The organism is Acinetobacter sp. YH01018, assembly GCF_013420295.1.
Classification (GTDB): domain Bacteria; phylum Pseudomonadota; class Gammaproteobacteria; order Pseudomonadales; family Moraxellaceae; genus Acinetobacter.
In genome coordinates this window covers 17,069-31,277 of sequence record NZ_VOYL01000010.1, presented here as the reverse complement: position 1 = coordinate 31,277, position 14,209 = coordinate 17,069, and the positions used below count along the sequence as shown (strand labels likewise).

Annotated in this window: 13 protein-coding genes; 9 read left to right on the top strand and 4 right to left on the bottom strand. The window is 42.3% G+C overall.

Annotated elements, in window-relative coordinates; all coding sequences use genetic code 11:
• Window positions 1-100 precede the first annotated feature (100 nt).
• Both FTT83_RS05480 and FTT83_RS05475 read right to left on the bottom strand, forming a co-directional pair.
• Window positions 101-976, bottom strand: coding sequence for a bile acid:sodium symporter family protein (locus FTT83_RS05480; protein WP_180043624.1), 876 nt, complete (start codon window positions 974-976; stop codon window positions 101-103).
• Between the two features lie 137 nt (window positions 977-1,113).
• Window positions 1,114-1,551 (bottom strand): hypothetical protein, encoded by a 438-nt coding sequence (locus tag FTT83_RS05475; RefSeq protein ID WP_180176332.1) that lies wholly within the window; start codon window positions 1,549-1,551, stop codon window positions 1,114-1,116.
• Between the two features lie 254 nt (window positions 1,552-1,805).
• Between FTT83_RS05475 and mnmG the strand changes: the two genes are divergently transcribed.
• The 3 genes from mnmG (at window position 1,806) to FTT83_RS05460 (ending at window position 5,658) form a co-directional block, all read left to right on the top strand.
• Entirely contained in the window at window positions 1,806-3,695 is a 1,890-nt protein-coding gene (gene mnmG, locus FTT83_RS05470; RefSeq protein WP_086196403.1) for a tRNA uridine-5-carboxymethylaminomethyl(34) synthesis enzyme MnmG, read from the top strand.
• Window positions 3,696-4,003: 308 nt separating this feature from the next.
• Entirely contained in the window at window positions 4,004-5,209 is a 1,206-nt protein-coding gene (gene mhpT, locus FTT83_RS05465; RefSeq protein WP_086196402.1) for a 3-(3-hydroxy-phenyl)propionate transporter MhpT, read from the top strand.
• 122 nt (window positions 5,210-5,331) lie between these two features.
• The gene (locus FTT83_RS05460; RefSeq protein WP_086196401.1) at window positions 5,332-5,658 is read left to right on the top strand and encodes a hypothetical protein; all 327 of its coding nucleotides are present in this window, start codon (window positions 5,332-5,334) and stop codon (window positions 5,656-5,658) included.
• Window positions 5,659-5,725: 67 nt separating this feature from the next.
• Here the strand turns inward: FTT83_RS05460 and glnG are convergent, their stop codons facing one another.
• Complete coding sequence (gene glnG / locus FTT83_RS05455; protein WP_086196400.1) at window positions 5,726-7,204, bottom strand: nitrogen regulation protein NR(I); 1,479 nt, start codon at window positions 7,202-7,204, stop codon at window positions 5,726-5,728.
• A complete protein-coding gene (gene glnL / locus FTT83_RS05450) occupies window positions 7,191-8,300 on the bottom strand; it encodes a nitrogen regulation protein NR(II) (protein ID WP_166168179.1) in 1,110 nt (369 codons plus the stop codon). The genes glnG and glnL overlap by 14 nt, the downstream gene beginning before the upstream one ends.
• 360 nt (window positions 8,301-8,660) lie before the next feature.
• Between glnL and rimO the strand changes: the two genes are divergently transcribed.
• The 6 genes from rimO to ispC all read left to right on the top strand — a co-directional run bounded on the left by rimO (window position 8,661) and on the right by ispC (window position 14,208).
• Window positions 8,661-10,004: a 30S ribosomal protein S12 methylthiotransferase RimO gene (rimO, locus tag FTT83_RS05445; RefSeq protein WP_180043566.1), complete on the top strand. Its 1,344-nt coding sequence runs from the start codon at window positions 8,661-8,663 to the stop codon at window positions 10,002-10,004.
• Window positions 10,005-10,062: 58 nt separating this feature from the next.
• Window positions 10,063-10,791 (top strand): UMP kinase, encoded by a 729-nt coding sequence (gene pyrH / locus FTT83_RS05440; RefSeq protein ID WP_086196397.1) that lies wholly within the window; start codon window positions 10,063-10,065, stop codon window positions 10,789-10,791.
• A gap of 78 nt (window positions 10,792-10,869) precedes the next feature.
• On the top strand, window positions 10,870-11,424 hold the full coding sequence (gene frr, locus FTT83_RS05435) for a ribosome recycling factor (protein ID WP_180176331.1): 555 nt from the start codon (window positions 10,870-10,872) through the stop codon (window positions 11,422-11,424).
• 6 nt (window positions 11,425-11,430) lie between these two features.
• Window positions 11,431-12,183 (top strand): polyprenyl diphosphate synthase, encoded by a 753-nt coding sequence (gene uppS / locus FTT83_RS05430; RefSeq protein WP_086196395.1) that lies wholly within the window; start codon window positions 11,431-11,433, stop codon window positions 12,181-12,183.
• A 3-nt stretch (window positions 12,184-12,186) separates the two neighbouring features.
• Window positions 12,187-13,011 (top strand): CDP-archaeol synthase, encoded by an 825-nt coding sequence (locus tag FTT83_RS05425; protein ID WP_086196394.1) that lies wholly within the window; start codon window positions 12,187-12,189, stop codon window positions 13,009-13,011.
• Entirely contained in the window at window positions 13,012-14,208 is a 1,197-nt protein-coding gene (gene ispC / locus FTT83_RS05420; protein WP_180176330.1) for a 1-deoxy-D-xylulose-5-phosphate reductoisomerase, read from the top strand. It begins immediately after the preceding gene.
• Window position 14,209: the final 1 nt, after the last annotated feature.

Genomic DNA, 14,209 nt, shown 5'->3' with positions numbered 1-14,209 from the left:
CCATTGTAACGGAACTCAGGCTGAAACCACTATATATTGATGAAAACTATCTTGAAAAAGCAAAAGAAGCAGTTTGCACTCTTTATTTACAGAAGCGAAATCAGGGCGTTATAGCCGCTGGATGAGCTGCGAATTTATTTAATAACATGCCGAATAATGTGGCAAAAATATACATAAAAATAGTGTAAATTCCTGCGGGAATGGCAATGGTGGTATTTGATAACACGGAAAGTGCAATAGTAAGCGCCATGCCTGTGTTGTGAATTCCTACTTCAAATGTACATGCGCGTGCCTGTTTGTCGGAAATTCCAGATAAATGTGGAACTAGATAACCCACTAAAAAACTGATGAGGCAAAACAGCGCGATGGCAACCCCAATCTCGGAAAAGTATTCGGTGACATTGAATCGTTCTTTATAAAGGGCATACAAGAAAATCGAAAATAAAAAAATTACTGAACATAATCGCATGGGTTTGTTGAGTTGCAATGCAGTGTTGGGGGTAAGTGAACGAATCAACATACCCAAACAAACCGGAACAAAAATAATTAAAAAGACTTGGGTTATTTTTTCAATAGGCATGGCAACACTTTGCGACTCACCTAAAAAATAATGCATGGATAAATTGACAATAAACGGCAGGGTAAAGGTACAGATAATAGAATTAAGGGCTGTAAGGGTGAGGTTTAACGCCACATCTCCCTTGAAAATATAGCTAATCAAATTTGCTGTAGGGCCACCAGGAGAAGCGGCAAGCAACATTAAGCCAATCGCTAAAAGTGGAGAAGGCTTAAATAAAATACAGATAAAAAATGCCACGCCAACCAAAATGACTTGTTGCGAAAATAAAGCTAAAAAAATAGCTTTAGGGTGATGACGGATACGAAGAAAATCTTTAACTGTGAGTTCAAGCCCTAAACCAATCATCATAAAAGCAAGTATAAGAGGTAAAAAAAGGGTAAAGAGACCTGAATCCATTGAATATCCTTTATTGTTTTTATCCTTTGATATCCGTAGAGTTTAAACAAGATTTTTAAATAAGCAATATATGAAACGGGTAAAACCTAGGTATTTTACCCGTTAATAATTTTAATAAAATTAACATTTTATGGTGATTATTGTGGTTGCATCTCAGGTTTTGGCTGCATTTGAGGCTGGGTTTGCATTTCTGGTTGAGCATGCTGCATCTGCATTTGGGGTTGAGAAGAAGGACGAGGAGCCATAAAACCTAAAGTACATTTACCTTTAACTTCAGTCCCGTTGATGTTTACAGTTGTTGCACCGGTATCTCCGCTACATGCACTGGTTAACTCAGGTTCATCTCCTGCGATGGACGAATTTTTTACTGAAGGAAAGAATTGAGGTTCACAGGTACCATTCCAGATAATACCTCGATATGCAAAACTCACCTGTGCACCCTGACTTTTACCTTTACACACCTTTTGGTACCTTTGAGTATCATATACCTTTTCGACCTTATCATTTGCTGAAGCTGCAAATGGCGCAAAACATAAACCACAGAGTATGGATGAGAGGAAAATATTCTTATTCATCTTTTATACCTTTGTTCGTAATGTATCCAATCTATAGATTAAAAAGTAATCAAATTTAAACAATGCTAATCAAGTAAAAAAAATTGCTTAAATGTTTAATTTCTATAGCGAGTTTGAAAAGCAGGATTACATTGCAACATTAAAAGGTTAAAAATCTCTTCAATCTTCATCAAGAAATTTGACTCATTTTGTCAACTTATTTTGCTCAGTTTTGATATAATGCTCCGTCATCATTTTTAATCTCTCAAACCATTATGCATTATCCTAAAGTTTACGATGTCATTGTTATCGGTGGCGGTCACGCAGGTACCGAAGCAGCCCTTGCTGCAGCGCGTATGGGTCGACAGACTCTGCTCTTGACTCACAACATTGAGACTTTAGGGCAGATGAGCTGTAACCCGGCCATTGGTGGTATTGGTAAATCACATCTGGTTCGTGAAATTGATGCTTTGGGCGGTGCAATGGCATTGGCTGCCGATAAAGGTGGTATTCAGTTCCGTATCCTGAATTCACGTAAAGGTGCTGCAGTACGTGCAACACGTGCCCAGGCTGACCGTGTACGTTTTAAAGCTGCAATTCGTCATACTCTGGAAAATCAGGCGAATCTGGATATTTTCCAGCAAGCGGCAGATGACCTGATTGTTGAAGGCGATACCGTTAAAGGTGTTGTAACCCAAATGGGCATCCGCTTTGATGCGAAAACAGTAGTCTTGACGACCGGTACTTTCTTGGGTGGTGTGATTCACATCGGCTTAAACAATGCCTCTGGTGGTCGTGCCGGTGATCCTCCATCTATTGCATTGGCTGCACGCTTACGTGAATTAAACTTGCCTGTAGGTCGTTTAAAAACAGGTACGCCACCGCGTATTGATGCACGTTCAGTGGATTTTTCTGTCATGACTCCGCAACCGGGTGATTTCCCGTCTCCGACCATGTCATTTATGGGTGATGCATCAATGCATCCGGAACAGATCAACTGTTATATCACCCATACCAATGAAAAAACTCATGACATCATTCGTGGAGGCCTCGACCGTTCACCAATGTATACTGGTGTGATTGAAGGGGTAGGTCCACGTTACTGCCCATCGATTGAAGATAAAATTCACAAATTTGCCGATAAAGACTCGCATCAGGTATTCCTTGAGCCGGAAGGCCTGGATACGCACGAGCTTTATCCAAACGGTATTTCTACATCTCTTCCATTTGATGTTCAGTTTGAACTGGTGCGCTCAATTCGTGGTATGGAGAATGCACATATTCTTCGTCCAGGTTATGCTATTGAATATGACTATTTCAATCCGCAAGCCTTGAAATTCTCATTGGAAACTAAAGCCATCAATAACCTGTACTTTGCAGGTCAAATTAATGGTACAACTGGTTATGAAGAAGCAGGTGCGCAAGGTTTGTTGGCAGGTTTGAATGCGGCACGCCGTGCATGGGATCAGGAACAATGGACACCGAAACGTGATGAAGCGTACATGGGCGTATTGGTTGATGACTTGATTACACTCGGGACCAAAGAACCGTACCGCATGTTTACCTCACGTGCGGAATATCGTTTGATGCTGCGTGAAGACAATGCGGATCAGCGTTTAACTGCCATTGGCCGTGAAATGGGTCTGGTGGATGATGAGCGTTGGGAATCTTACTGTGAAAAAATGGAAGCGGTAGAAACAGAAAAAGGCCGTTTGCAACACCTTTGGGCTGCGCCAAACAACCCGATGGGTAAAAAATTCGTGGAAATGACTGGTGCAGACTTGTCTAAAGAATGTTCTGCTATTGATTTGTTGAAACGTCCTAACATCAGCTTTGCTCAAATTGCGGAACTGACAGGTTCAGAAGTTTCTGCATTTGTCGGTGAGCAAATTGAAATTGCGGTGAAGTACGAAGGTTATATCAACCGTCAGCAAGAAGATGTGGCGCAAATGAAGCGTCTGGAAGAAACTCGTATTCCAGCAGACTTTGATTATGATGTGGTTTCTGGTCTTTCTCGGGAAATTACACTTAAATTAAAAGATGTGCGTCCTGAAACATTGGCTCAAGCAAGCCGTATTCCAGGCGTAACACCAGCAGCAGTTCAACTGGTGATGATTACCATTCGTAAGAACAATCAAGCGAAAAAACTGCTTAATACAATGTGAGTCAAGTTAATAAAAGCCCGCTAAATGCGGGCTTTTTTATCATTTAATTTTAAACTATTACTTTTGACTATGGTTTGATCATAAATAACTACCAAAATTATAAGTATTTGAAAATATGAAATAATAAATAAAATTAAGATCTATTATGTCTATTTTTTTAATCTTTTATGTCTAATTTGAATGATTTTCTTTGAGGTAGCGCACATTAAACCCGACCATTGTAGTGGTATTTATTTCAACAGATTGATCTGAAAATAGTGAAGCAAATTGCTGTGGGCTAATTTGCTTAATATGGACGGAGTTCAATCATGGCACAAATACAAACAGGTAAAATGCAGAAATTCTTAACAGTATTTTTGTGTTTTTGGGTCGCATTTTTTGAAGGTTTTGATCTTCAGGCTCCCGGTATTGCCGCAAAAGGAATTGCTGAAACATTTGCTCTAGACCAGGTGCAAATGGGCTATGTATTTAGTTTGGGTGTTTTTGGTATGTTGTTTGGTGCGTTCTTTGGTGGACGTGTTGCCGACTTTTTGGGTCAGAAGAAAGTTTTAATGCTTTCAATTGCAATTTTCGGCCTATTTATGTCGCTTACTGCGATCGCGCCGAGTATGGAAATTTTATATGCAGCGCGCTTTTTTACCGGCTTAGGCTTGGGTGCTGCGATGCCAACCATGATTTCTGTGGTGGGTGATGAGGCGACTGAAGCCAATCGCGGCAAGCTGAACAGCTTGATGTATTGCGGATTACCGGTAGGCGCAATTTTTGTTGCAGGCTTGGCTATCTTATTTAAAGATATTTCTTGGCATACTCTATTTTTGATTGGTGGCTTAACCCCTTTAGTTCTGCTGCCATTCATGGCGATTATTCTTAAAGACAAGCCTAAGAAAGTCGCTGTTGAGCAAGCTGCAGATGAAGCTGTTCCGGGTATGGTTGAGGTGCTATTTAAAAACCAGCAATATAAATATACCATGCCGCTTTGGGTGGGCTTTTTCTTTACCCTGATGATCAATTATATTTTGATTAGCTGGTTACCTAATTTGCTTATGGAACAAGGTTTGGAAAAACCACAGGCTTTTATGGTGATGCTGGTATTCCAGGTAGGTGCTGTAATTGGTACTCTGGCTTTGGGTTATTTGCTGGACCGTTTAAAACTGTGGCAAATGGCGGTGATTATCTATAGTGGTTTATTTATTGCCCTTGTACTGTTATTTACCTCTAGCTCTATTCCAGTACTTGTTTTGGCAGGCTTTATGGGCGGGATTTTCTCGACAGGCGGACAATCGATTCTGTATGGCATTTCACCGATTTTCTATTCGGGTACAGGTAAAGTCACAGGCGTGGGCAGTGCGATTTCTTTGGGTCGATTAGGTGCAATGACTGGGCCGTTACTCACAGGAAAAATTTTAGCGATCGGCTTGGGAACAACAGGGATTTTAATGGCCAGTTTACCTGCTGTGGCTATCTCGGCAGTAGCGGTGACTGCACTCTCACATTATAAAGCAGCACATAAATAAAAGCATAAGGCTATGAAAAAAGGGGGAATCTTGAGGATTCCCTTTTTTTATTAAGTATTTTAAGCATTCACTTTACTTGAGTTTGTTAATATAGCCGGATAGAAAACTGAATTTAAAATGTTATGAGCTATCAACTGATCGAACTCGATATTCAAGCCACAGATAATATCCAATGTCCACACTGTCAGCAGCACGTGATCAATTGGGCTGAAGAACAATATATACAACCCTGTGAACATGTCTTGTTTATCGCTATGGATATTGGCTTTGAATATATCACGGATGAATTCGAACACACCATGCTGCGCTCTGTAGATGATCTGCATGCCCATGATGACCAGGTGAATATGTGGGCCGAAATTATCCAAGCTACGTATCCCGATTATCTGATTTTTAAATCTGATCTGGGGGCTGAAGGCTATTTTCGTTATGTGGGTTTTACTGCGTAAGTATTTACTAGGTGAAAATACAATAATAAAAAAGCGCCTTTAGGCGCTTTTTTATGGATAGAAAAGTTTAGCTTTCGATTTCTTCTTCTACATCATCATCGGCAGTATCCATACCCAGCTCTTTCAATTTTCGGGTCAGGGTATTGCGTCCCCAGCCCAGTAATTCAGCTGCATGACGTTTACGCCCGCGGGTTTGCTGCAAAGCGGCAGTAATTAGCGTGCGTTCAAACATTGGTGTGGCAATGTCCAGAATCTTCATTTCACCATTTTTCAGTTTCTGGATGGCCCATTGACCCAATAACTCATCCCAATGATGTAGGGAAATACGGTCAAAGGTGTTGTGTGGTTGTGTATCTTCGGCTGAGCGCTGAATTGGAATCTGTTTCAGTTCTGAAGGCAGGTCTTCAGGATAAACTTCACGTCCGGTAATCATGACAGTCAGCCAGCGACAGGTATTTTCTAACTGACGCACGTTGCCTTGCCAGGGTAGCTGTTGCATATATTCCTGGGTTTCAGGGCGCAAGATTTTAGGATTGACACCCAATTCTTTACCCGCGCGAGCCAAGAAGTGCTGCGCCAGCATAGGAATGTCTTCGCGACGATGGGCCAGTTTTGGAATATGAATACGGATCACATTTAGACGGTGATACAAGTCTTCACGGAAGCGTCCGTCATGCACCAGTTTTTCCAGATCCTGATGGGTTGCTGCAACAATACGTACATCGACCTTAACCGGGATATGTCCACCGACACGATAGAACTCGCCATCTGCCAGAACACGCAGTAAACGGGTTTGGGTTTCAAATGGCATGTCACCAATTTCATCTAGAAATAGGGTGCCACCATTGGCTTGCTCGAAACGGCCTTGGCGCTGTGAGTTGGCACCAGTAAAAGCACCTTTTTCATGACCGAAAAGTTCGGTTTCAATCAGGTCTTTAGGAATGGCTGCCATATTTAAAGCAATAAAAGGTTTGCTGCTGCGTGGAGAATGGCGGTGTAACGCATGCGCGACCAGCTCTTTACCAGTTCCCGATTCACCATTGATCAATACGGTAATGTGTGACTGGGATAAACGGCCAATCGCGCGAAACACTTCCTGCATGGCAGGAGATTCACCAATAATTTCAGTCGATTGAATGGCCGGGGTGACTTTGGCAGATTCCTGCTGCTGTAATTTGGCAATATGCAGGATGGCACGGTTGACCAGTGCCAGCGCTTCATCAATATCAAAGGGTTTTGGCAGATATTCAAAAGCACCGGTTTGATAGCTGGATACGGCAGATTCCAGATCTGAATGCGCGGTCATGATAATAACCGGTAAATCAGGATGGGTGCCTTTGACTTTGCCCAGGAAAGTCAGACCATCGATGCCAGGCATACGAATGTCAGTTAAAATAACATCAGGTGCATCTATGCTGAGCTGATCCAGTGCAGACTGTGCCTCTTCAAAACTGGTCACGTCAAAGCCTTCTTCTTTGAAGGTTTTTTCCAAAACCCAGCGCATGGCACGATCATCATCAATGACCCATATTTTATTTCGCGACATGGTTAGACTCCCAAGGTAAATATAAGCTAAATACTGTTTTTCCTGGAACAGATTGGCATTCAATCATTCCGTTATGTTGGTGCATAATATTCTGTGCAATGCTCAGGCCCAGTCCGGTGCCTTTAGCACGTCCTGTGACCAGTGGATAAAATACCGATTCTAAAATTTCTTCTGGAACGCCTGGACCGTTGTCTTCAATATCAATACGGACTGCAGAACGTTTTAATACCCCATTAATGGTGACCAGGCGCTGAATCCGGGTTCTTAAAATCAATTCCGGTTGATGATCAACAAAGAATTCTCTGTTTTCCATCATGGCCTGTACGGCATTGACACTGATATTGAGCATGACCTGAATCAGCTGGTCGCGATCTGCCATGACTTCGGGCAAAGACAGATCGTAATCACGGGTAATCTTGATTTTCTTTTTGGTTTGGTTGGTAATCAGTGAACGTACACGTTCCAGAGGCTCATGCACATTGACCAGTTCGTAACTTGGTAGTTGGCGGGAGCCGAGCATTGTGTCGGCCAGATTGCGCAAACGGTCTACTTCACTAATGATAATATCGGTAAATTCTTTGTATTGCGGGTCATTCAGGCTGCGCGCCAGTAATTGGGTAGCGCCACGAATTCCGCCTAAGGGGTTTTTGATTTCATGGGCGACACCACGAATCAGTTGTCTCGCCACTTGGTGTTGTTGAATCAGGTTTTCTTCTTTGGATATTTTCAGCATCCGGTCAATTTGATTCAGCTCAATCAAGAGGAGCGGATGATAGGGTTTCTGCGAATTAATCAGAGATACAGTGTAATCGACATGAATATCTTTAAAATTGACACTAATGGTCGCTTCGCGACGGGTATAGGGCTGTCCGGTTGTAAAAGTATTGAGTAAGGCTTCTTCAGTATTGAACTCATCATCCGGCATATGCAGCAAATTTAACACCGGCTGTCCCGCCGCCCGTAGTAAACTGATGTCGAACAAGGATTCGCAAGAAGAATTTAAATAAAAAATATTCAGGTTACTGTCGACCAATAAAACTGCAGTGGTTAAATTATCCACTAAAAGGCGATAGTCGATAGCGACGGGTTGATCCATTTGCGAAAGCATCCTGTATTAAAATAGCGCAATGGCATCTGCACTTCTTTTCATTTCTCCCTGTTATGGGACATTCAACGAGTTAAACGTGGTCGAAATAAAGCAAAATGCACGCCAACTTTGAGCATGGAGGTAAATATAAATTCTGCCGCTATAAAACTGTGCTTTTTTGTTTTTGATAACAGAATTCCAATTTCATAGTAATAGAAATATAATTATTAGTGAACCAAAATGGTGCGTTTGAATTATTTGCTAAAAATATAGCCGTATTTTGGTGCGTAATACAAAGAGTCGGGATTCCACCTGTTTTTATGATTGGAAAAGACATACAATACGCGCATTATAGTGGAGCGCAGATTCATGAAATCCCCCAAAGTCGGTTTTGTTTCTTTAGGTTGTCCTAAGGCATTGGTAGATTCCGAACGAATTTTAACTCAGTTGAAGACTGAAGGTTATGATGTAGCATCGGATTACGATGGTGCTGATTTAGTAGTTGTTAATACCTGTGGTTTTATTGAATCTGCAGTACAAGAATCTTTAGATGCAATTGGCGAAGCCATGAGTGCAAATGGTCGTGTGATTGTGACTGGCTGCTTGGGTAAAGATGAAGAAAAAATTCGCCAGATGCACCCCAATGTCCTTAAAGTGACGGGTGCTGCAGCATATCAAGAAGTGATGGAAGCCGTACACCAGTACGTGCCTGAACCACCAAAACATAATCCGTTTATTGACCTTGTTCCGGAGCAGGGTATTCGTTTAACCCCTAAACATTATGCCTATCTAAAAATATCAGAAGGCTGTAACCATCGTTGTACCTTCTGCATTATTCCAAGCATGCGCGGTGACCTGGTATCACGTCCGGTCGGTTCTGTACTTGAAGAAGCAGCAGCGCTCAAGCGTGCAGGTGTGAAAGAAGTCCTGGTGATTTCTCAGGATACTTCCGCTTATGGTGTAGATACCAAATACAAGCTGGATTTCTGGAACGGCCAGCCGGTAAAAACCAAGTTTTACGATATGTGTGAAGCATTGGGTCAGTTAGGTATCTGGGTGCGTCTGCACTATGTCTATCCATATCCGCATGTGGATGCAGTCATTGATTTGATGGCACAAGGTAAAATCCTACCTTATCTGGATATTCCATTCCAGCATGCCAGCCCTAAAATTCTGAAACTGATGAAACGTCCAGCGCACAGTGAAAATACATTAGAGCGTTTAAAATTGTGGCGTGAAAAATGTCCGGATCTTGTGATTCGTTCAACTTTTGTGGTGGGTTTCCCTGGCGAAACAGAAGAAGACTTCCAAATGCTATTGGAATGGCTCAAAGAAGCTCAGCTTGATCGCGTAGGTTGCTTTACTTACTCACCCGTTGAAGGTGCAACTGCCAACGATTTGCCAGGCCATGTACCGGAAGAAATCAAGCAAGACCGTTATGAACGTTTCATGCAAGTGCAGCAGGAAATTTCTGCAGCCAAACTGCAAAAACGTATTGGCCAAACCATGACTGTGCTGGTCGATGATCTGGAAGATGAATTCCCGGTTGCGGTTGCGCGTTCTTATGCCGATGCGCCTGAAATTGATGGTAATGTCTTTGTAGAAGATATTGATAAAAGTCAGATTAAAGCGGGTGATTTGCTGGAAGTGGAAATTACTGATGCCGATGAATATGACTTATATGCAAAGTTGATTCGCATTAAATCAGCTTGATCTGTCATAAAAATAGACGAATAAAATTTTAGATATTGGAAGATTTGGAGATTTCCTGATGTTGGACTCAAAAAAGCCCCGTTATGCACGTATTTTATTGAAACTTTCTGGTGAAGCACTTGCCGGAAACAAAGATATGGGTATTGACGCCACTGTGCTTGATCAAATGTCCCTGGCGATTGCGCACTTGGTCGGTTTAGGCGTACAAGTGGGTATCGTAGTGGGCGGTGGTAACCTGTACCGCGGTAGCCAATTGCAAAAAGATGGTCTGGTTGGCCGTGTCACTGGTGACCAGATGGGTATGTTGGCTACGGTAATGAATGGTCTGGCATTACGCGATGCTTTAGTGCGCCGTAACATTAAAACCCGCTTAATGTCAGCACTTCCAATTGGTGCTGTGGTTGAATCTTATTCAAGTCGTGATGCGATTCGTCATTTAACTCAAGGCGAAGTCTGTGTATTTGTTGCCGGTACAGGTAATCCGTTCTTTACTACCGATACAGCAGCCTGCTTACGTGGTATCGAAATTGAAGCCAACCTGATCCTAAAAGCAACTAAAGTGGATGGTGTTTATAATAAAGACCCAAGCAAATACGATGATGCTGTGAAATACGAAGCACTGACTTTCGATCAGGTACTTGATGAAAAATTAGGTGTGATGGATTTAACCGCGATTTGCCTATGTCGTGACCATAACGTGCCACTTCAAGTATTCGATATGAACAAAGCTGGTTCATTGCTTTCAGTGGTGATGGGTGAAAAAGAGGGTACTCACGTTACGAATTAATGTACGTGAGCCTGAAAGCTCTTTATACTACACGCTATTTAGTTATTACATCTCTTAGAATTAAGTAAGGAAGATCACATGATTAACGATCTTAAAAAAGACGCTGAAGACCGTATGAACAAGACGCTTGAGTCTTTGGAGCATGGTTTTTCCAAGGTTCGTACAGGACGCGCGCATCCATCCATCCTGAACGGTGTTATGGTTCCTTACTATGGCTCGGATGTGCCATTAAACCAGGTGGCGAACGTGGGGGTTGAAGACTCGCGTACATTGCTTGTTCAGCCATTTGAACGTTCAATGGTCTCTGCAATTGATAAAGCGATCCGTGAATCAGACTTGGGCTTGAACCCAATTACGGCTGACGCGATTCGTGTACCGATGGCGGCACTGACTGAAGAAACACGTCGTGACATGCAGAAAGTTGCACGTAATGAGGCTGAAAATGCCAAAGTTGCCATTCGTAACATTCGTCGTGATGTGTTGGGTGACATCAAGGCATTATTGAAAGAAAAAGAAATTTCTGAAGATGATGAGCGTCGTGCAGGTGATGACATTCAGAAAATCACTGATAAATTTGTTGCTGAAGTTGAAAAACGTCTGGCTGCTAAAGAAGCTGAATTGATGAAGGTCTAAGATTGAATGACCGTATCAGAAGATAATATGCTTCTTCCAAAACATGTTGCCATCATCATGGATGGCAACAATCGTTTTGCAAAAAAAAAGCAAATGCAAAAAGGGGCTGGACATCGTGAAGGGAAAAATGTCCTGGATCCGATTGTTGAACATTGTAGAAAAAATCATATTCAAGCGCTAACCGTTTTTGCATTTTCCAGTGAAAACTGGAATCGCCCTCAGTTTGAGGTTGATTTGCTCATGCTACTGTTGGAAGAAACTATTCATGAGCAATTGCCACGGATGGAAAAATTCAATATTGCCTTACGTTTTATTGGTGACCGTTCACGTTTGTCCGACCGTTTGCGCGAGTTAATGTTGCAAGCCGAACAAAGGACTGCTAAGTTCGACAGCATGACTTTAACCATTGCTATCAGTTATGGTGGTATGTGGGATATGGCTCAGGCTGCAAAACAGATTGCAGCAGATGTGCTGGCGAAAAAAGTTGCGGTTGAAGATATTGACGTGGAGCTTTTTGGGCAACATGTCTGCATGGCCGATTTGCCTGCTGTAGATTTACTCATTCGTACAGGGGGTGATTATCGTTTGTCAAATTTTTTACTTTGGCAAGCTGCGTATGCTGAGCTATATTTTACCCCAACCTTGTGGCCTGAATTTACTGTAGAAGAATTAGATGATGCATTCGCGGTCTTTGCTGGACGTGAACGTCGTTTTGGTAAAACTTCAGAGCAAATCCAACAAGAGAAACTTGAGAATTAATAAATGTTAGAGCGGATTATAACCGCATTGGTATTGGTAGCAGTTGTACTGAGTTGTATGTTTGCTACACAGTCTCAGTATCCAATGTTTATGCTGATGATTGTTGCAGCAGGGGTTGCAGGGTATGAGTGGTTTAAGCTTATGCCAAGAAAGAATAAAAATCTTATTAAGCCCTTAGCTTGGGTTTATGGATTTGCTACTGCCGCTTTAGCAACTTTAGCATTATATTTTAATGATATTGCTCTGCTACTTTGGGCAGCTTCCATTATTTGCTGGATCTGCAGTATTTTTTGGGTTAAATCGTATCCAAACTATGATGGATGGTACAATTCCAGCTTAAAGATTATCGGATTTATTTTAGTTTCTGCTGCAGTCACCGCAATTTTCTCTGTATGGCATAGCTCGCCATGGTGGCTCATGTACCTGTTTTTACTGGTATGGGGTGCAGATAGCGGTGCTTATTTTGTTGGGCGTAAACTGGGCAAGAAAAAACTTGCTCCAGATGTTAGTCCAAATAAATCAGTAGAGGGTTTATATGGTGGTATTTTTACTGCCATGCTGATTGTGGTAGCGGTAGAAATCCTTTATTTGGATTTAACTCTGGCACAGCATATCTTGTTTTTAATTTTATCTGTGATTACCGTATTTAGTTCGGTTCTGGGCGACCTGTTTGAATCCATGATTAAACGTCGTGCTGGAATTAAAGACTCGGGTCGTATTCTGCCAGGACATGGTGGGGTGCTTGACCGTATTGATTCATTGCTTGCTGCTGCTCCAATTTTTGCTGCAGGCATGTATGTTTTGAAACTTATTGGTGTAGATTTATAGATGTCACAATCTGTTTGTATATTAGGTGTAACGGGTTCAATTGGTCAAAGTACCTTAAAAATTCTGCAACAGCATCCTGAAAAGTATTCTGTTTTTGCAGTCACGGCGCATAGCAGAATTTTAGAACTCGTTGCAATATGCAAACAATATCGGCCAAAAGTCGTGGTCGTTCCTTCTAGTCGTGTTAAAGAATTACAGCAATATTTTCATGATCATTCTTTAACAGATATTGAAATTCTGACTGATGAAGCGGGTTTGATTGCTGTTGCTGAACATGCAGATGTCGATGTGGTTATGGCAGCTATTGTAGGTGCTGCGGGCTTATTGCCGACCTTGGCTGCAGTTAAAGCCGGTAAGCGTGTCTTGCTGGCCAACAAAGAAGCACTGGTGATGTCGGGTGATCTTATGATGCAGGCAGCACGTGATTATCAGGCTGAATTGCTTCCAGTCGATTCTGAGCATAATGCGATTTTTCAATGTTTGCCTGCCGGTTATTTTCAGGTAGAGCGCAATGGGCAACCTAAACAGGGGGTGTCGCGCATTCTGCTCACCGCATCGGGTGGTCCATTTTTAAACCATAGTCGGGAGCAACTGCTAAATGTGACTCCTGCACAGGCATGCAAGCATCCTAACTGGTCTATGGGTCAGAAAATTTCAGTTGATTCGGCAACTTTAATGAATAAAGGACTGGAGCTGATCGAAGCCTGCCATCTCTTTGCAATTTCAGAACAGTTTGTAACAGTGGTGGTACATCCACAGAGTATCATTCATTCTATGGTTCAATATGTGGATGGGTCGACTTTGGCACAAATGGGCAATCCTGATATGTGTACGCCAATCGCGCATGCACTTGCATGGCCAGAGCGTATTCAAACCCATGTGCCTGCACTCGACCTTTTTGTCAATCAGCAACTCGATTTTCAGGAACCTGATACACTGCGTTTTCCGGCATTAAAGCTTGCACGTCAAGCCATGCAGAGCGGTGGTTTAGCTCCTGCAATTCTAAATGCTGCCAATGAGATTGCTGTTGCTGCCTTTTTGAAAAGTGCCATTGGCTTTACAGAAATTCCTCAGGTAGTCGAACAGACTTTAAATCAGGTTGAAGGGGGCGCTGCAGAGTCGATTGAGCGTATTTTACAAGTCGATCGAATGGCTCGATCTGCTGCCCAGCAAATTGTCATCAATAAAGGAAGCTAAA